The sequence below is a fragment of the Streptomyces sp. NPDC091416 genome, assembly GCF_044756845.1.
Lineage (GTDB): Bacteria > Actinomycetota > Actinomycetes > Streptomycetales > Streptomycetaceae > Streptomyces.
In genome coordinates this window covers 250980-268617 of record NZ_JBIVTU010000013.1, presented here as the reverse complement: position 1 = coordinate 268617, position 17638 = coordinate 250980, and the positions used below count along the sequence as shown (strand labels likewise).

Below are 17638 nucleotides of genomic sequence, written 5' to 3'. Positions count from 1 at the left end.
CACCCTTTCGTACCCCCCCTAGACTGAACACCCAGCAGGTGGCTCACGCTCGAAAGGCGCCCCCGTGTCCATCGGCAACTCCCCCGAAGACGACCGGCCTTCGATCGGTCGAGTGCTTCAGCAGGCTCGCATCGCCGCAGGTCTCACGGTCGAAGAGGTCAGCACGTCCACCCGGGTGCGCATCCCCATCGTGCACGCGATCGAGGAGGACGACTTCTCCCGCTGCGGCGGCGACGTGTACGCCCGCGGCCATATCCGAACGCTCGCACGTGCCGTAGGCACCGATCCGGAACCGCTGGTTTCGCAGTACGACGCCGAGCACGGCGGCCGTCCCGCGCCCACGCCCGCGGCCCCGCTGTTCGACGCCGAGCGGATCCGTTCCGAGCCCCGGCGGCCCAACTGGACCGCGGCCATGGTCGCGGCCATCGTGGCCGTCGTCGGGTTCGTCGGGTTCACCTTCTTCAAGGGCGGTGACGAGCCCTCGACCGCCGGCCAGGTCGCCGAAGGCCCGACATCCGACAAGATCACCCCCAAACCGGCGTCCAGCAAGCCCGTCGACCCGAAGCCGGCCCCCTCGGACAGTGCCATCGCGGCAGCGCCCCAGGACAAGGTGACGGTCAGGCTCAGTGCGAGCCAGGGCAAGAGCTGGATCTCCGCCAAGGATCACAACGGCCGGTCCCTCTTCGACGGAACCCTCCAGCAGGGCGAGACGAAGACCTTCCAGGACAAGGAGCGGGTCGACCTCGTCCTCGGCAACGCCGGCTCGATCGAACTCTTCGTCAACGGCAAGAAGGTCGAGGACCAGTTCCAGCCAGGACAGGTCGAGCGGCTCTCCTACACCAAGGGCGACCCCGAGGTCGGCTGACCCCGGACCAGGCAGTTCACAGGGCGGCGAGCGCCCGGCCATCGCGCCGGGCGCTCGCCGCTTTTGTCACTCCCCGTAACGGGCGAACCCTGCACGGCGGGGTCAGTGCCGGGACAAAGTAGTCTTGAGCCCATGCCCGAACGCCGTACCGTCGCCCTTGTCACTCTTGGCTGCGCCCGTAACGAGGTGGACTCGGAGGAGCTCGCAGGCCGCTTGGCAGCGGACGGCTGGGAGCTCGTCGAGGATGCCTCCGATGCCGATGTCGCCGTGGTCAACACCTGTGGATTCGTCGAGGCCGCCAAGAAGGACTCCGTCGATGCCCTGCTCGAAGCCAATGATCTGAAGGACCACGGCCGTACCCAGGCCGTCGTCGCCGTCGGCTGCATGGCCGAGCGCTACGGCAAGGACCTCGCCGAGGCCCTGCCCGAGGCGGACGGCGTCCTCGGATTCGACGACTACGCAGACATCTCCGACCGCCTCCAGACCATCCTCAACGGTGGTATCCACGCCTCCCACACCCCGCGCGACCGCCGCAAGCTGCTGCCCATCAGCCCGGCCGAGCGCCAGGACGCGGCCGTGGCCCTGCCCGGTCACGCCCAGGAGGCCACACCGGCCCCCGCCGACCTCCCGGCCGGAGTCGCACCGGTCTCCGGCCCCCGGGCACCCCTGCGCCGACGCCTGGGCACCAGCCCCGTCGCCTCCGTGAAGCTGGCCTCGGGCTGCGACCGCCGCTGCTCCTTCTGCGCCATCCCGTCCTTCCGCGGCTCCTTCATCTCGCGGCGGCCCTCGGACGTCCTGGGCGAGACGCGCTGGCTGGCGGAGCAGGGTGTGAAGGAGGTCATGCTGGTCTCCGAGAACAACACCTCGTACGGCAAGGACCTCGGCGACATCCGCCTCCTGGAGACACTGCTTCCGGAGCTCGCGGACGTCGAGGGGATCGAGCGCATCCGGGTCAGCTATCTGCAGCCCGCCGAAATGCGGCCCGGTCTGATCGACGTACTGACGTCGACGCCGAAGGTCGCGCCCTACTTCGACCTGTCCTTCCAGCACTCGGCCCCCGGCGTGCTGCGCGCCATGCGGCGCTTCGGCGACACCGACAGCTTCCTGGAGCTCCTGCACACCATCCGGAGCAAGGCACCGCAGGCCGGCGCCCGCTCCAACTTCATCGTGGGCTTCCCCGGCGAGACCGAGGCGGACCTGGCGGAGCTGGAACGGTTCCTCACCGGCGCCCGCCTCGACGCCATCGGCGTCTTCGGTTACTCCGACGAGGACGGCACGGAGGCGGTCGGCTACGAGAACAAGCTGGACGCCGACACGATCGCCGAGCGTCTGGCGCACATCTCGCAGCTGGCCGAGGAACTGACCTCGCAGCGGGCCGAGGAGCGCCTCGGCGAGTCGCTCCAGGTGCTGGTCGAGTCGGTCGAGCCCACCGAGGACGAGTCGCGCGCCGTGGGCAGAGCCGCCCACCAGGCGCCCGAAACGGACGGGCAGGTGCTCTTCACCGCACGCGAAGGACTTGTCCCGGGCCGTATGGTCGAGGCGAAGGTAGTGGGCACCGAAGGCGTGGACCTGGTGGCGGAGAGCTGTGAACTTGCGGAGGTAGCCAGATGACCGGAGTCCCGGCATCCGCGGCAGGTGGTTCCGGCGCGACGCCGGCCCGCGGCGGAAAACTGGGTGCTGCGGCCGTCAATCAGGCCAGCCTGTGGAACATCGCCAATATCCTCACCATGGCTCGGCTGGTCCTGGTTCCCGGGTTCGTCGTGCTGCTGCTGCACGACGGCGGATACGACCCGGCCTGGCGTTCCATCGCATGGGCCGCGTTCGCCATCGCGATGATCACCGATGTGTTCGACGGGCATCTGGCGCGTAAGTACAACCTGGTCACCGACTTCGGGAAGATCGCCGACCCGATCGCGGACAAGGCGATCATGGGCGCTGCCCTGATCTGCCTGTCCTATCTCGGGGACCTGCCCTGGTGGGTCACGGGGGTGATCCTCTTCCGGGAGCTCGGCATCACGCTGATGCGGTTCTGGGTCATCCGGCACGGTGTGATTCCCGCCAGCCGCGGCGGAAAGATGAAGACGCTGGCCCAGGGCACCGCCGTCGGGATGTACGTCCTGGCGCTGACCGGTCCGCTGGCCACGCTGCGCTTCTGGGTGATGGCCGTGGCCGTCGTGCTGACGGTGGTCACCGGCCTGGACTACGTGCGCCAGGCCGTCGTGCTGCGCCGCCAGGGGCTCAGGGCGGAGAAGGCCGCTGCGGCCCACGGGGCCGCTGAGCACGCCGAGGCGGCTCTGGAGAGCGCCAAGGACGAGGGACGGGCTGTCGGCGGTGGCTCGCGCGGGGTGTCACACGGTAGCTCCGGCGGCGAGACGGCCGGGACCGCGTCTGCGGGGCCCGGCGACGCGGACCGAGTCTCCGGGAACCGCGGCGCGGCGGAGGCCGAGCGGTGACATCCGCGGCCCTGGTGCTGCGGCTGCTCGTGGAGCGGGGGGAGACCCTCGCGGTCGCCGAGTCGCTGACCGGCGGCCTGGTCGCGGCGGAGCTGACGTCCGTACCCGGTGCCTCGCGGGCCTTCCGCGGGTCCGTGACGGCTTACGCGACCCCCCTCAAGAGTGAAGTCCTGGGCGTGGAAGCGGAGCTTCTGGAGACCCGAGGCGCAGTGGACGCCGAGGTCGCGCGCCAGATGGCGACAGGCGTACGCCGGGCGCTCGGTGCAGACTGGGGAGCGGCGACGACCGGCGTCGCCGGCCCGGATACGCAGGACGGTCATCCGGTCGGAACGGTCTTCGTCGCAGTCTGCGGGCCCTCTGACGCCGGGAAAGTGACCGCGTTGCGGTTGAACGGCGGACGGGCGGACATCCGTAAAGAGAGTGTACGGAGCGTGCTCGAACTGCTCTCCGGCGAACTCGGCGGGTACGCGGGCGCACAGGATACGGAACACAACGGGGGGAATTGATGTTTGCAGCCCTGAGTGAACACGACATCGCTCCCCGCACGGCCGCAGCGCTAGGCGGTACGGTGGGGCGTGAAGGATGCGGCTACGCGGTCCGAGGAGGGAGCCACCGATGATTCTGCTCCGTCGCCTGCTTGGTGACGTGCTGCGTCGGCAGCGCCAGCGCCAAGGCCGTACTCTGCGCGAAGTCTCCTCGTCCGCCCGAGTTTCGCTCGGCTATCTCTCCGAGGTGGAGCGGGGGCAGAAGGAGGCATCCTCCGAACTGCTCTCCGCCATTTGCGACGCGCTTGATGTACGGATGTCCGAGCTCATGCGTGAAGTGAGCGATGAGCTGTCCCTGGCCGAACTGGCCGAGTCGGCAGCGGCCAGCGATCCGGTACCTGTACCGGTGCGCCCCATGCTCAATTCCGTCTCCGTTTCGTCGGTGACGGGTGTGCCGACGGGGCGGGTGACCATCAAGGCGCCTGCGGAAGCGGTGGATGTCGTCGCCGCTTGACCCGCTCGGTTCGGTGTGAAGCCGGAGCCCCGGTTCTCCCCTCAGGGGGCGGACCGGGGCTTCTGCGCGTTCGCGGGCCGTGTGGGCGGGTGTGACCGGGACGGCCCAGTGGCCTTCGGCCGGTCCCGGCCGGTCCGGGCGACTGTCCGGTCTGGGGTGTCGACGTGCTTCTTCCGGGCAGGCGCATCAAAGAGAGCGGGGAATGAACGCTTCGAACATTTCCCCGGATGACCGTTTTGCTTCGTTTGTGCCATCGTGGTTGGTGCTGAACGGAACGGATATCAGATCGGAGACGTGCATGTCTGTGGTGAAGAGTCCACTGTCCGAGACCGACCTCAAGTCCGTGGGTGAGGCTCTCCAGGGAGCCCTGGTGGACCTCGTCGACCTTTCTCTGGTGGCCAAGCAGGTCCACTGGAACGTGGTCGGGCCGCGCTTCAGGTCGGTTCACCTCCAGCTCGACGAGGTCGTCGACACCGCCCGCCAGCACTCCGACACGGTGGCCGAGCGGGCCTCCGCGGTGGGCGTCAATCCGGACGGCCGGTCGGGGACGATCGCCAGGACCACGGCCATCGACTCCGTGCCCGAGGGCTGGGTCAAGGACGTCGACGCCGTGCGGACGCTGGTGGACGCCCTGGGCGTCGTGATCGGCCGGATGCGCGAGCGGATCGAGGTGACGGGCGACCCCGACCCGGTCAGCCAGGACATCCTCATCGCGCTGACCGCGGACCTCGAGAAGCATGCCTGGATGTTCCAGGCGGAGAGTGCCTGACCGGGTTCTGTGACCCGTCCGGCCGGTTCCGGGCCGGTCGGGCACCATCTCAGCCGGCCTGCCCGGTATCGGGCGGAGGCCGGATCGTACGACGCGAGGAGTTGTGATGACTGACGAGAGCGCCAAGGACAAGATGGCCGGCAAGGCCAAGGAAGCCATGGGCAAGATGACGGGCAACAAGCGCATGGAGTCCGAGGGCAAGGCGGACCAGGCGAAGGGCAAGGCCAAGGGCGCCATGGGCGAGGCCAAGGATCGCGCTGAGGGCGTCAAGGACTCCCTGTCCCGCGACGACAAGAAGTGAACTGAGCGGAAGCGATCGGGGCCCCCACCGAAGCGGTGGGGGCTCCCCGCTGGAGGAAGGATCCCCGCGGCGGGACCTGCGGCCGGCCGGCTGATGGGGCGGGCGCGGGCAGCGGGAGGGCAGGCGAGGGCAGGCGAGGGCAGATGGCCGGCGGGATGCGGCCGCCGAGACCAGGAGGCGTGCGGAGACGTGATGCGCGCCTGTTGGGTGCCGGTGCGCCCTCCCGCCGGATGACCGGGCAGGGCTAGCGTCTTCCGTTCGGATCGGGACAGGCGTCGCGAGCCCGGCAGGTTCCGAACGACAGGCCCCGGGTTCGGCCGAAGGAGGCAGCCATGGTGCGGCGATGGGTGCCGGCGCTGGTGCTCGGCGGTGTGTGGTGGTGGGCCGTGCTGCGGCTGGTGCTGGAGCCGGCGCATGCGGGGCCGGTCGAGGCAGCGGTGGCGGCGGGGGGATGGGGGCTCAGCCTCCTGCCCGTACACGTGACCGAGACCATCCGGCCGATGGGGATATTCGACGCGGGCTCCGGTCTGCTGAGGCGGTGTACCGAAGGTGCGCGGGGTACGGTCCGGAACTGGCAGTCGCTGATATCCGGCTCGTCGGTGCCGGGCTCGTCGGTGCCGGGCTCGCTGTCGGGCCCGGCGTGGCGTGGTGCCGATCCGTTCCGGCATTCTTCTGTTCGGTCCGGGCGGACCTCCGCCTGGTCCCGATGGACTTCCGCCCTGTCCGGGCGGGCGAAGGAACTGTGCCGGCGCACGGGCCACAGGCCCTGGACCGTCGGCAGGGCGTGGCGCGCTACCAGGGCATGGCGACGCCGCCGTTCGGGCGGAGGATCTGGCCGGTCATGAAGGCCGACGCGTCCGAGGCCAGATGCAGGACCGTGTGGGCGACTTCGGCGGGCTCGCCGACCCTGCCCAGCGGGGAGATGCGGGCCATCGTGGCCTCGGCCCGTTGCTGCTGCTCCGCGTCGTGGCGGGCGGTCATGGGGGTGCGGATCCATCCGGGGGCGACCGCGTTGACCCGGATGCCGTGCGGACCCAGCTCGGTGGCCAGTGTCTTGGTCAGCTGGACCACGGCGGCCTTCGCGGCGCTGTAGCAGAGCAGGCCCGGGCTCGCGGAGTCGACCGCGCCCGAGGCCATCGTGATCAAGGAGCCGGGGGAGCCGCGCGTGACCATCGTGCGGGCCACTTCCTGGCAGGCGTACAGAACTCCTTTGAAGTTGACCGAGAGGACACGGTCGAGGTCCTCGTCCGTCGTCTCCAGCACGCTGCTCGTCTGCATGATTCCGGCGACGGCGGCCAGGATGTCCAGGTCGCCCGCGGCCGAGACGGCTGCCCGGACCTGGTTGCGGTCGGTGACATCGAGCTGATGGGTGTGTGCTTCGCCACCTGCGGAGGCGATCAGGCCGACGGTCTCGTCGAGGCCTTTCTTGTCGAGGTCGGCGCAGTGCACGGTGGCACCCGCCTCCGCCAGCAGGGCGGCCGAGGCGCGGCCGATACCCCCGGCGGCGCCGGTGACGAACGCGGAGCGGCCGGTGAGGTCGTACGCGGCGAGAGGCATGACCGGACCGTACGGCGGTATCTGACGGATCGTCAACTGTCGTGCGGTGGCGGATTACTCCTCAGGGAGTGGGGCCCGACTGGCAGTGGGGGCACCAGTAGGTGGGGCGGGTGTCCTGCTCCGCCGCGCGGATTGCTGTCCCACAGCGCAGGCAGGGGCGGTGTCTGCGGCCGTAGACCCATAGGTTCTGGCGGGTGCGGCTGTCGCGGGGCGCCGGAGCGGCGGTGGGCCGGGGGCGGGCGCCGACCGTGGTGGTGCGGACCGGACGGTCGCGGTTGGCTTCCAGGAGCTGCTTGGCCGTGGAGACCAGCAGGACTGCGGTGGGTTCGGGCAGCCGGCCGACGGGGAGCCAGGGGGTGGCCCGGGCCAGGAAGCAGAGCTCGCACTTGTAGATGTTGCCGATGCCGGCCAGGTTGCGCTGGTCCAGCAGGGCTTCACCGAGGGGGCGGGCGGGGTCGGCGAGCAGATTGCGCAGCGCGGTGTCGGCGTTCCAGCCCGGGCCCAGCAGGTCCGGGCCGAGGTGACCGACGGCCTGCTCCTCGTCCTTCGTACGCAGGAGTTCGAGGACGGGGAGGCGGTAGCCGACCGCGGTGCGCGTGGCGTTGGCCAGGATGGCGCGGATCTGGTGGGAGGGACCGCCCCGCCGCCGTTCGTCGGGGGCGTAGACGCGCCAGGCGCCGTCCATCCCCAGATGGCTGTGGAGGGTGAGGCCGCCCTCCACGCGGGTCAGCAGATGCTTGCCGCGTGCCGAGACATCGAGAATGGTGCGGCCGGTGAGGTCGGCGGTCGCGAACCGTGGGACGCGCAGATCGGACCGGGTGAGGACCTGGCCGGCCAGCGCGCTGTGCAGCCTCTTCGCGGTCTGCAGGACGGTGTCTCCTTCGGGCATACGTCCATGATGCGCGGGTTGGCGGGTGAGGGCGGGTGAGCCCACGCTTTGTGGGTGTGGGTGTGGGTGTGGGTGTGGGTGTGGGTGTGGGTGTGGGTGTGGGTGTGGACGTGGACGTGGGTACGGGTACGGGTGTCTGGGTTTGGCTGGTGGGGGTCGGGGCGCACCTCGGGTTCAGGCGCGCAGGCGCAGGCCTCTCGGGGTGGCGAGGAAGCCGGCCGATTCCAGGGTGCGGCCGAGCGGTGAGGTCAGCGACGAGGCGCCGTTGGTGCGCTCCACCGTGACGGTGCCGAGGGCTCCGGCCCGGGCCGCGGCCGCGAGGGCCGCCGCGGCGGCCCGGAGCGCGGGGTCGTCCGGGTCGGTCGGCCAGGCGAGCAGCGTCTTGCCGCCGCGCTCCATGTACAGCGTCAGCTCACCGTCCACCAGGACGACGAGGGAGCCGGCCTTCCGGCCGGGCTTGTGGCCGGCCCCGGCCGGTGGCTCGGGCCACGGCAGTGCCGCCCCGTAGGCGTTGGCGGGGTCGGCCGCGGCGAGGACCAGCGCGCGGGGGTCAGCGCCCGGCTCCGTACGGTCGCGGGCGGTGGAGGCCGCGCGGAGCCGGTCGACCGCGCCGTCCATGGCGAACTGCGCGGCTCCCAGCCCCTCCACGACATAGCCGCGGCGCGCCTGCCCGTTGTCCTCGAAGGCGGACAGCACGCGGTACGCGGCGGAGAAGCCGCCCTCGACACCCTCGGCCTGGACCGCGCCACGCGTCACGACACCGTGCCGGTCCAGAAGGGTGCGGGCCAGGGCGTGGGCCCGGTGCGTGGGTTCGGGTTCGGTGGACGGCAGCAGGGACCAGCGGCCCGAGACCGTGGGCGGACCGGTACGCGAGACGGGGCGGGCCGAGGCGGTGAGGGAGCCGTAACGGCCGCGCGGAACGTTGCGTTTGGCGCGGTGCGCGGTCGCTCCGGCTGTGCGCCCCGAGCCGAGGAGCGCACGCAGCGGGGCGAGTGTGTCGTTGGTGAGGCGGCCCGACCAGGCCAGATCCCAGAGGGCGTCCGCGAGTTGGGGATCGGTGGAATCCGGGTGCGTGGTGGCGCGGACCTGATCGGCGATCTGGCGGAAGAAGAGCCCGTAACCCCCGCTGAGCGCGGTCAGTACGGATTCGTGCAGCGCGCTGAGTTCGAGCGGGCGCGGGGGAGGCAGGAGCAGGGGCGCGCTGTCGGCCGGATAGAGGGCGAGCCACCCGTCCTTGCCCGGCAGAGCCCCCGCGCCGGCCCACACGACCTCGCCGGTGGTGGTGAGTTCGTCCAGGAGCGCGGGGGAGTAGCCGCTGACCCGGCTGGGCAGGATGAGTTTCTCCAACGCGGACGCGGGAACGGGCGCGCCCTGCAACTGCTCGATGGCGCGCGCCAGTCCGTCGATGCCGCGCAGACTGTTGTCGCCGAGATGCTGCCACTGGGGCAGGAACCCGGCGAGCGCGGCGGGAGGTACCGGCTCCAGCTCGTGGCGGAGCGCGGCGAGCGACCGGCGTCGCAGCCGCCGCAGGACCGTGGCGTCGCACCACTCCTGACCGATACCGGCGGGATGGAACTCGCCCTGGACGATCCGGCCGGAGGCGGCGAGCCGCTGCAGTGCGCCCTCGGTGACGGCGGTGCCGAGTCCGAAGCGGGCCGCTGCCGCGGTGGAGGTGAACGGGCCGTGCGTACGGGCGTAACGGGCGAGGAGATCGCCCAGCGGGTCCTTGACCGGCTCGGTGAAGGCCTCGGGGACACCGACCGGGAGCGCCGTGCCCAGGGCGTCGCGCAGCCGGCCCGCGTCCTCGATGGCCGCCCAGTGGTCGTCGCCGCCGATCCGGACCCGGATCGCGCGGCGGGCCGACGCCAGCTCCTGCGCCCATGGAGGTTCGGCCCCGCGCTCGGCCAGCTCCTGACCGGTGAGCGGACCGAGGACCCGCAGCAGGTCGGCGACCCCTTCGACGTCCTTGATCCGGCGGTCCTCGGCCAGCCACTGGAGCTCCCGCTCCAGTTCGGTCAGGACCTCGGCGTCGAGAAGTTCGCGCAGCTCCGCGCGGCCCAGCAGTTCGGCCAGGAGGTGGGAGTCGAGCGAGAGGGCAGCGGCCCGGCGCTCGGCGAGCGGTGAGTCGCCCTCGTACAGGAACTGTGCGACGTACCCGAACAGGAGCGAGCGGGCGAACGGTGAAGGCTCCGGCGTGGTCACCTCGACCAGCCGGATCCGCCGGGCCTCCAGATCACCCATCACCTCGGTGAGCCCGGGTACGTCGAAGACGTCCTGGAGGCATTCGCGGACCGCTTCGAGAACGATGGGGAACGAGCCGAACTCGGAGGCCACCTGGAGGAGCTGGGCGGCCCGTTGGCGCTGCTGCCACAGCGGTGTGCGCTTGCCGGGGCTGCGCCGCGGAAGCAGCAGCGCGCGGGCCGCGCACTCGCGGAACCGCGAGGCGAACAGAGCGGATCCGCCGACCTGGTCCGTGACGATCTGCGCGATCTCGCCCTGGTCGAAGGCGACATCGGCGGCGCCGACCGGGGGCTGGTCGCCGTCCAGGGCGATGCCGGCGGGAGGGGGCGGTGCCGGGGCGGGAGTCCGGGGCGGGTCCTGGACGGGGTCGAAGTCGAGGAGGTCCAGCCCCATCATGTCCGCGTCCGGGAGCCTCAGCACGATGCCGTCGTCGGCATGCATGACCTGGGCGTCCATGCCGTACCGCTCGGCGAGCCGCGCGCTGAGGGCGAGCGCCCAGGGGGCGTGCACCTGGGCGCCGAACGGGGAGTGCACGACGACGCGCCAGTCGCCCAGCTCGTCCCGGAAACGCTCGACCAGGATGGTCCGGTCGTCCGGCACATGGCCGCAGGCCCGGCGCTGCTCGTCGATGTAGGACAGCACATTGTCCACGGCCCACGTGTCCAGACCGGCGGCCAGCAGCCGCTGCCGGGCGTCGTCCGGTGACAGCCCGCCGAGCTCGCGGAGAAAGGCGCCCAGGGCACGCCCCAGCTCCAGCGGACGGCCCAGTTGGTCGCCCTTCCAGAACGGCAGCCGTCCCGGCACACCCGGAGCGGGCGAGACCAGGACCCGGTCGCGCGTGATGTCCTCGATCCGCCACGACGTGGTGCCCAGGGTGAAGACGTCACCGACCCGGGACTCGTACACCATCTCCTCGTCCAGCTCACCGACCCGGCCGCCGCCCTTCTTGGGGTCGGAACCGGCGAGGAAGACCCCGAAGAGGCCGCGATCGGGGATGGTGCCACCGGAGGTGACGGCGAGCCGCTGGGCGCCGGGCCGGCCCGTGACCGTACCGGCGACCCGGTCCCAGACGACACGGGGACGCAGCTCGGCGAAGGCGTCGGACGGATAGCGGCCGGCGAGCATGTCGAGGACGGCGGTGAACGCCGACTCGGGGAGCGAGGCGAAGGGGGCGGCCCGGCGGGTCACCGCCAGCAGGTCGTCCACCTGCCAGCTGTCCAGGGCGACCATCGCGACCAGCTGCTGGGCCAGCACGTCCAGCGGATTGGAAGGGACCCGCAGGGCCTCGATGGATCCTTCACGCATCCGTTCGGTGACCACGGCCGCCTGCACCAGGTCGCCCCGGTATTTCGGGAAGACAACCCCGGTGGAGACCGCGCCCACCTGATGCCCGGCACGGCCGACCCGCTGGAGCCCGGAAGCGACCGACGGCGGCGACTCGACCTGGATGACCAGGTCGACCGCTCCCATGTCGATTCCCAGCTCCAGGCTGGAGGTGGCGACCACCGCGGGCAGCCGGCCCGCCTTGAGGTCCTCCTCCACCTGTGCACGCTGCTCCTTGGACACCGAGCCGTGATGGGCCCGGGCGAGGAGCGGGGGCGCGCCCTTCGCCGCACCGGACTCCGCCATGACTTCGGCGGGGGAGTGGGCCTCGGGCATCGTCTCGCCGGTGGCCCGTTCGTAGGCGATCTCGTTGAGCCGGTTGCAGAGCCGCTCGGCCAGACGGCGGGAATTGGCGAAGACGATCGTGGACCGGTGGGCCTGGACTAGATCGGCGATCCGCTCCTCCACATGGGGCCAGATCGACGGCTTGTCCGTCTGCCCGGAGTCCGGATCGGTGGCGGGCGAGCCGCCGAGCTCAGCCAGATCCTCCACCGGCACGACCACCGACAGATCGAACCGCTTGGTGGACGGCGGCTGGACGATCTCCACCTTCCGCCGGGGAGAGAGGAAGCGCGCGACCTCGTCGACCGGGCGGACGGTGGCCGACAGGCCGATGCGCCGGGCCGGGCGGGGCAGCAGCTCGTCGAGCCGCTCCAGCGACACGGCGAGATGGGCTCCCCGCTTCGTGCCCGCGACCGCGTGCACCTCGTCGAGGATCACCGTTTCGATTCCGGCCAGCGCCTCCCGTGCCGAGGACGTCAGCATCAGGAACAGGGACTCGGGTGTGGTGATCAGGATGTCCGGCGGCCTCGTCGCCATCGAGCGGCGCTCGGCGGGCGGGGTGTCGCCGGAACGGATGCCCACGCGCACCTCGGGCTCGGGAAGCCCCAGGCGCGCCGACTCCTGGCGGATGCCGGTCAGCGGCGAGCGCAGATTGCGCTCCACGTCGACGGCGAGCGCCTTGAGCGGCGATACGTACAGCACACGGCAGCGCTTCTTCGCCTCGGCGGGCGGCGGGACCGCGGTCAGCTGGTCCAGGGCGGCGAGGAAGGCCGCCAGGGTCTTCCCCGACCCCGTCGGCGCGACGACCAGGACGTCCGACCCCTCACCGATCGCCCGCCAGGCGCCTTCCTGCGCCGCCGTCGGCGCGCTGAAGGCCCCCGTGAACCAGCTGCGGGTCGCGGGGGAGAACGCATCGAGTGCGGAGCCGGTCATGTCCCCCATCGTGCACCCCGCCACTGACAACGGCCCCGGAAGCGGCCCCGGCCAGGCTCCGTGGCCCGTCCGCGGGTGATGCCGCGACGGCTCGGCCGGCGACCGCGCCGAGGCGCCCGCAGCCCGCGAGCTGCGAGAATTCGAGCATGGCAGGAGCGACGGGACCGGCGGAGTGGGCGAGGCACTGGCAGTACGCGGAGCTGCCCGACCTCGACCTGCTGCGGGCCCGCTACATTCGCCACACCTTCCCGCGTCACAGTCACGAGGGCTTCGTGTTCGGCGCCGTCACCCAGGGTGTCGAGGACGTCGAGCTGCCCGGCGGCACCGTCCACGCCGGCCCCGGCTCCGTCGTCATGATCAATCCTGAGGTGCCGCACACCGCGAAGGCCGGTGTTCCCGAGGGCTGGGTGTACGCCACGCTCTACCCGTCCGCCCAGGCGGTCAACGACATCGCGGCCGATACGACGAACCTCCGCGGGACCGTCTGCTTCACCGAGACCAGCGTGGCCGACCCCTACGCGGCGCGGCTCATCGGCGAGGTCCACCAGGCCGCGGAGGAGGGCAACGCTCTGGCGGCGGACAGCGTGCTGCGGGTCCTGGTCACGCGCCTGCTCACCCGGCACGGCAGCGTCCTGCCCGCCCCGGCGGCCCGGGCGGCCGGCGCGCGGGACGCGGCGCGGGCCCGTGCCGTACTGGAGAGCAGGATGTCGCAGCCGCCGACCCTGGAGGCACTGGCCACCGAACTCGGCACAAGCCCTTTCGCCCTGCTCCGGGCCTTCAAGAAGCAGTACGGGATGCCGCCGCACACCTGGCTCACGGACGCGCGCGTCCGGCGTGCGCGACGGATGCTCGACGCGGGTACCGCTCCCGCCGCGGCTGCCGCCGCGGTCGGCTTCACCGACCAGCCGCATCTCAACCGTCATTTCACCCGGATCGTGGGGGTGCCACCCGGCGCCTACCAGCGGGAACGCGCAAGAACGTACAAGACCGGTCCCGGACTGCCCGGGTAGCGTCCCGGGTGTGGCAGAACAGACAACACCCCTTCAGAACCTCCCCGGCCCGCCCGGCGGCAGTGCGATCGCGGCCGAGGCCAAGCCGGACGCGGCGGTCGTACGTGACGCACTCGGCGTCGGCATAGCCGTCGGCCTCTCCGGTTTCGCGTTCGGCGTCACCTCCGCCGGCTCCGGACTGAGCCTGCTGCAGACCTGCGCGCTCAGCCTCCTCGTCTTCACCGGCGCCTCCCAGTTCGCCCTGGTGGGCGCCCTTGCCGCCGGCGGCAACCCGTACACGGCGGCCGCCGGTGCCTTCTTCCTCGGTGTACGCAATTCCTTCTACGGCCTGCGGCTGTCGCAGCTGCTCGCGCTGCCGCGTGCCGTGCGCCCCCTCGCCGCCCAGTGGGTCATCGACGAGACGACCGCCGTGACGCTGCCCCAGCCCACCCGGCGCGCCGCCCGGATCGGCTTCACCGTCACCGGGCTCACGCTCTACGTGCTGTGGAACCTCACCACGCTGGTCGGCGCGCTCGGCGCCGAGGCGCTCGGCGACACGGCGGCCTGGGGGCTGGACGCGGCGGGGCCTGCCGTCTTCCTCGCCCTGCTGGCACCGATGCTGAAGAGCACGACGGAGCGGGTCACCGCCGCGCTCGCCGTCGTGCTCGCGCTCGGCCTGCTGCCCGTCCTACCCGCGGGGGTGCCTGTACTGCTGGCCGCGCTCGCGGCGCCGGCGGTCCTCTTCCTGATGGGGCGCGGCAAGGCCGGGCCGATGGGGCGCGGCAAGGACAGCGCCCCGGACGAATCGGCGGGGGAGGCCCGGCAAGGGCAGGAAGCGGAGAAGACCGCGACGCCCGGGGCGCCGCGCACCAGCACGCAGGAGGACGGCCGATGAACGTCTGGATCGCCATCGCGCTGACCGCCGTCGGCTGTTACCTCGCCAAGCTCCTGGGGCTTCTTGTGCCGGCCGGCGCCCTGGAGCGTCCCGTCGTGCAGAGGCTGGCGGCTCTGCTTCCGGTGGCCCTGCTGGCTGCCCTGACCGCGCAGCAGACCTTCGGCAACGGCCAGCACCTGGTGCTCGACGCCAGGGGCGCCGGGCTCGCCGCCGCAGCCCTTGCCCTGGTGCTGCGTGCGCCCTTCCTCGTTGTCGTGGGAGTGGCCGTGGTCGTCACCGCCGGAGCGCGCGCCCTCGGGTGACCGTGCGTCCTGGGTCGACCACGCGTCCTTTGGGGGACCGTCCTGGGGTGACCGCGTGTCCGACAGCCCGGGACGGGTAAGGGGCTCGGTCCCTGGACCGAGCCCCTTACCCGTTGCCCTCTGCGGCGGGACAGTGTGTGCGAGCTTCAGGTGGCCGGCGGACGCGGGTGCCGGAACCCGGTGGTGTCAGTCCAGACCGCGCCCGTACGCCCGAAGCGTCTGCAGGGCCCTGAGCGTGACCAGGGGGCGTCCCTCCAGGGCGGTTCCCGGGGCCCACTGCCGCCAGGTCACGGGCCAGCCGCCGTCCGCCTGCTGTCCGGCCGCGAGATGGTCCAGCGCGCGATCCATCTCCGCGTCGGTGAACCAGCGCCGGGCGAGCGATTCGGGCGCGCGGGCGTAGTCGTACGGAAAGTGCTGCTCGCCCGGCGCGTACCCGGGCGCCACGGGGTACTCCGCGCGCCGCTCCGGGTCCAGGGCGACGAGCCGCTGGTCGCGCACCAGACGTCCGAGCCGGTCGGCCGCAGCCTCGGCCCGCGGCCGGTCCGGCGCACCGTCGAGGAAGGCGACCGCGGCCTCGATCTCGTAGGGATGCGACGCCTCCAGGGCGTTGACGGCGTCCCAGCAGAAGTCCGTGGCCCGGAACAGCCAGGCGTGCCAGACCGAGTTGCGGTGGAGCAGCCCGACGACGGGCCCGGTCACCAGGAGTTCGGCCGGCGGGTCGTCGACCACCGGGATGAACGGCGCGGCCGGGTAGCCGCGTTGTGAGGGGAGCAGGGCGGGTAAGGCGCCCTCCTTGGTGGACACGGCGGTCAGGAATCGGCAGATCCGCTCCACGCGGAGCCCGCCGCAGCGATCGATGGAGTCGAGGACGCTCAGCGCGTGTGCTGTGTGGAGCGGCTGACTGACGGGGCCTCGCAGATCGGGTTCGAGCGCGTGACCGTATCCGCCGTCCTCATTGAGGAAGGCGGCGAGTGCTGTTTCCACGGCGTCCGCACTTCCTTTCAGGAAGTCATGGGCGAACCGCCGCTGTTCCAGGACGCGGGCCGTGAGCCAGATGAACTGCTCGGCACGGTTGAGGGGACTTGTTCCGGTTCCAGCCATGCACCGACCGTAGGACGGCAAGCGCTCTCGGTGAGGCCGGGCGGCCAGGCTGCACTCTCAGGAGCGGGATACTGGTGGCATGCGGTTGACGATTTTCTGGGAACGGATGGCGGACCACTTCGGCGCGGGGTACGCCGACTCCTTCGCGCGCGACCATGTGATGGCCGAGCTCGGCGGGCGCACCGTGCGGCAGGCACTGGACGCGGGGTGGGAGGCCAAGGACGTCTGGCGCGGGGTGTGCGCGGCCGTGGACGTCCCCGCGGACAAGCGCTGAAGCGCGATTCCGGACGGTACGGCGGGCAGGCTGTGGCCGGGGTGCGCGACCTCGTGTCCGTGGAGTAGGCGAGACTTGCTCCGTGGCACCGACAGACGAGACCGCTCAGACCCAGCCGCCCCTCGACCCGCCCGTCCCGCCGGCCGCGCCACCGCACCCGCCGTCCGGCGGCGGGAGCGCCCGCATGCCCGGCTGGCTGCCGCGGGCCATGGTGCTGGCACTGGGGCTCTACGCCTGCTTCCGGCTCGGCAGCTGGGCCTTCGACCAGCTCATCGGTCTGTTGATCAATGTGCTGATCGCCTTCTTCCTGGCGCTCGCGATCGAACCCGCGGTGAGCCGGATGTCGGCCCGCGGCATGCGCCGGGGCTTCGCCACCTTCCTGGTCTTTCTCGGCGTGCTGATCGCCGGCGCCGGCTTCGTCGTGCTGCTCAGCTCGATGCTCGCGGGCCAGATCGTCGACATGGTGGAGGACTTCCCGAAGTACCTCGACTCGGTGATCAACTGGGTCAACCAGACCTTCCGCACAGAGCTCTCCCGCGTCGAGGTGCAGGACAGCCTGCTGCACTCCGACTGGCTCCAGAGGTACGTCCAGAACAGTGCGACGGGTGTACTCGACGTGTCCACCACGGTCCTCGGCGGCCTGTTCCGGCTGCTGACGATCTTCCTGTTCTCGTTCTACTTCGCGGCCGACGGCCCCCGGCTGCGCCGCGCGCTGTGCTCCGTGCTTCCTCCCTCCCGCCAGGCCGAGGTGCTCCGGGCCTGGGAGATCGCGGTCGCCAAGACGGGCGGGTATCTCTACTCGCGCGGGCTGATGGCGCTCATCTCCGGAGTCGCGCACTACGTCCTGCTGCTGGCACTCGGAGTGCCGTACGCACCGGCGCTCGCGGTGTGGGTGGGGCTTGTCTCGCAGTTCATCCCCACGATCGGTACGTATCTGGCGGGCGCCCTGCCGATGCTGATCGCGTTCACCGTCGACCCCTGGTACGCGCTGTGGGTCCTCGGCTTCGTCGTGGTGTACCAGCAGTTCGAGAACTACGTGCTGCAGCCCAAGCTGACCTCCAAGACCGTGGACATCCACCCGGCGGTCGCCTTCGGTTCGGTCATCGCCGGCACGGCTCTGATGGGCGCCGTCGGTGCGCTGATCGCCATCCCGGCCGTGGCCACGCTGCAGGCCTTCCTCGGCGCCTACGTGAAGCGCTACGACGTCACGGACGACCCCCGGGTGCACGGACGCCATCAGTGGCGGCGCGGCGAACCGATGTCCGTGCGGCTGCGCAGGATCTGGCGAGCCCCCGAGGCCGACTCCGAGGGCGGCCAGGGGGAAGGCGACCGGAGGGAAGGCGGCCGTGGAGAGGGCGGCCAGGGGGAGGGAGACGGGCCGCAGGACCCGCGGCCGCGTCCCTGA

General features: G+C 71.6%; 16 protein-coding genes. 12 read left to right on the top strand and 4 right to left on the bottom strand.

Annotated elements, in window-relative coordinates:
* Window positions 1-64: 64 nt before the first annotated feature.
* The 7 genes from ACIQMX_RS32750 to ACIQMX_RS32720 all read left to right on the top strand — a co-directional run bounded on the left by ACIQMX_RS32750 (window position 65) and on the right by ACIQMX_RS32720 (window position 5387).
* Window positions 65-865, top strand: a complete 801-nt coding sequence (locus ACIQMX_RS32750; protein WP_363075868.1) for a RodZ domain-containing protein — start codon at window positions 65-67, stop codon at window positions 863-865.
* Between the two features lie 132 nt (window positions 866-997).
* On the top strand, window positions 998-2476 hold the full coding sequence (rimO, locus tag ACIQMX_RS32745; protein ID WP_363075866.1) for a 30S ribosomal protein S12 methylthiotransferase RimO: 1479 nt from the start codon (window positions 998-1000) through the stop codon (window positions 2474-2476).
* Window positions 2473-3318: a CDP-diacylglycerol--glycerol-3-phosphate 3-phosphatidyltransferase gene (gene pgsA, locus ACIQMX_RS32740; RefSeq protein WP_402483584.1), complete on the top strand. Its 846-nt coding sequence runs from the start codon at window positions 2473-2475 to the stop codon at window positions 3316-3318. The genes rimO and pgsA overlap by 4 nt, the downstream gene beginning before the upstream one ends.
* Window positions 3315-3824, top strand: coding sequence for a CinA family protein (locus ACIQMX_RS32735; protein ID WP_402483582.1), 510 nt, complete (start codon window positions 3315-3317; stop codon window positions 3822-3824). Before pgsA ends, ACIQMX_RS32735 begins: the two co-directional genes overlap by 4 nt.
* A gap of 109 nt (window positions 3825-3933) precedes the next feature.
* Window positions 3934-4317, top strand: a complete 384-nt coding sequence (locus tag ACIQMX_RS32730; protein WP_148021270.1) for a helix-turn-helix domain-containing protein — start codon at window positions 3934-3936, stop codon at window positions 4315-4317.
* Between the two features lie 298 nt (window positions 4318-4615).
* Window positions 4616-5086 carry a DNA starvation/stationary phase protection protein gene (locus ACIQMX_RS32725; protein WP_363075860.1) on the top strand — a complete coding sequence of 157 codons (471 nt, stop codon included), beginning with the start codon at window positions 4616-4618 and terminating at the stop codon, window positions 5084-5086.
* Window positions 5087-5192: 106 nt separating this feature from the next.
* Entirely contained in the window at window positions 5193-5387 is a 195-nt protein-coding gene (locus ACIQMX_RS32720) for a CsbD family protein (RefSeq protein WP_363075858.1), read from the top strand.
* Between the two features lie 792 nt (window positions 5388-6179).
* Here ACIQMX_RS32720 and ACIQMX_RS32715 read toward each other — a convergent pair.
* The 3 genes from ACIQMX_RS32715 to ACIQMX_RS32705 form a co-directional block, all read right to left on the bottom strand.
* A complete protein-coding gene (locus tag ACIQMX_RS32715; RefSeq protein ID WP_402483578.1) occupies window positions 6180-6944 on the bottom strand; it encodes an SDR family NAD(P)-dependent oxidoreductase in 765 nt (254 codons plus the stop codon).
* A 61-nt stretch (window positions 6945-7005) separates the two neighbouring features.
* A complete protein-coding gene (locus ACIQMX_RS32710; RefSeq protein ID WP_402483574.1) occupies window positions 7006-7833 on the bottom strand; it encodes a DNA-formamidopyrimidine glycosylase family protein in 828 nt (275 codons plus the stop codon).
* 174 nt (window positions 7834-8007) lie between these two features.
* The gene (locus ACIQMX_RS32705; RefSeq protein WP_402483571.1) at window positions 8008-12672 is read right to left on the bottom strand and encodes a DEAD/DEAH box helicase; all 4665 of its coding nucleotides are present in this window, start codon (window positions 12670-12672) and stop codon (window positions 8008-8010) included.
* Between the two features lie 146 nt (window positions 12673-12818).
* Between ACIQMX_RS32705 and ACIQMX_RS32700 the strand changes: the two genes are divergently transcribed.
* From ACIQMX_RS32700 to ACIQMX_RS32690, 3 genes are read left to right on the top strand one after another with little or no spacing between them, the layout of a single operon-like run.
* Window positions 12819-13682, top strand: coding sequence for an AraC family transcriptional regulator (locus ACIQMX_RS32700; protein ID WP_363075850.1), 864 nt, complete (start codon window positions 12819-12821; stop codon window positions 13680-13682).
* Between the two features lie 10 nt (window positions 13683-13692).
* Entirely contained in the window at window positions 13693-14556 is an 864-nt protein-coding gene (locus ACIQMX_RS32695) for an AzlC family ABC transporter permease (RefSeq protein ID WP_402483568.1), read from the top strand.
* Entirely contained in the window at window positions 14553-14858 is a 306-nt protein-coding gene (locus ACIQMX_RS32690) for an AzlD domain-containing protein (RefSeq protein WP_402483565.1), read from the top strand. Before ACIQMX_RS32695 ends, ACIQMX_RS32690 begins: the two co-directional genes overlap by 4 nt.
* 186 nt (window positions 14859-15044) lie before the next feature.
* Here ACIQMX_RS32690 and ACIQMX_RS32685 read toward each other — a convergent pair whose 3' ends face one another.
* Window positions 15045-15959 carry a hypothetical protein gene (locus ACIQMX_RS32685; RefSeq protein WP_363075846.1) on the bottom strand — a complete coding sequence of 305 codons (915 nt, stop codon included), beginning with the start codon at window positions 15957-15959 and terminating at the stop codon, window positions 15045-15047.
* Window positions 15960-16038: 79 nt separating this feature from the next.
* Here ACIQMX_RS32685 and ACIQMX_RS32680 point away from each other — a divergent pair, with 79 nt between their 5' ends.
* Together ACIQMX_RS32680 and ACIQMX_RS32675 are read left to right on the top strand one after the other, a co-directional pair.
* Complete coding sequence (locus ACIQMX_RS32680) at window positions 16039-16233, top strand: DUF3046 domain-containing protein (protein WP_363075844.1); 195 nt, start codon at window positions 16039-16041, stop codon at window positions 16231-16233.
* A gap of 184 nt (window positions 16234-16417) precedes the next feature.
* A complete protein-coding gene (locus tag ACIQMX_RS32675) occupies window positions 16418-17638 on the top strand; it encodes an AI-2E family transporter (RefSeq protein ID WP_402483615.1) in 1221 nt (406 codons plus the stop codon).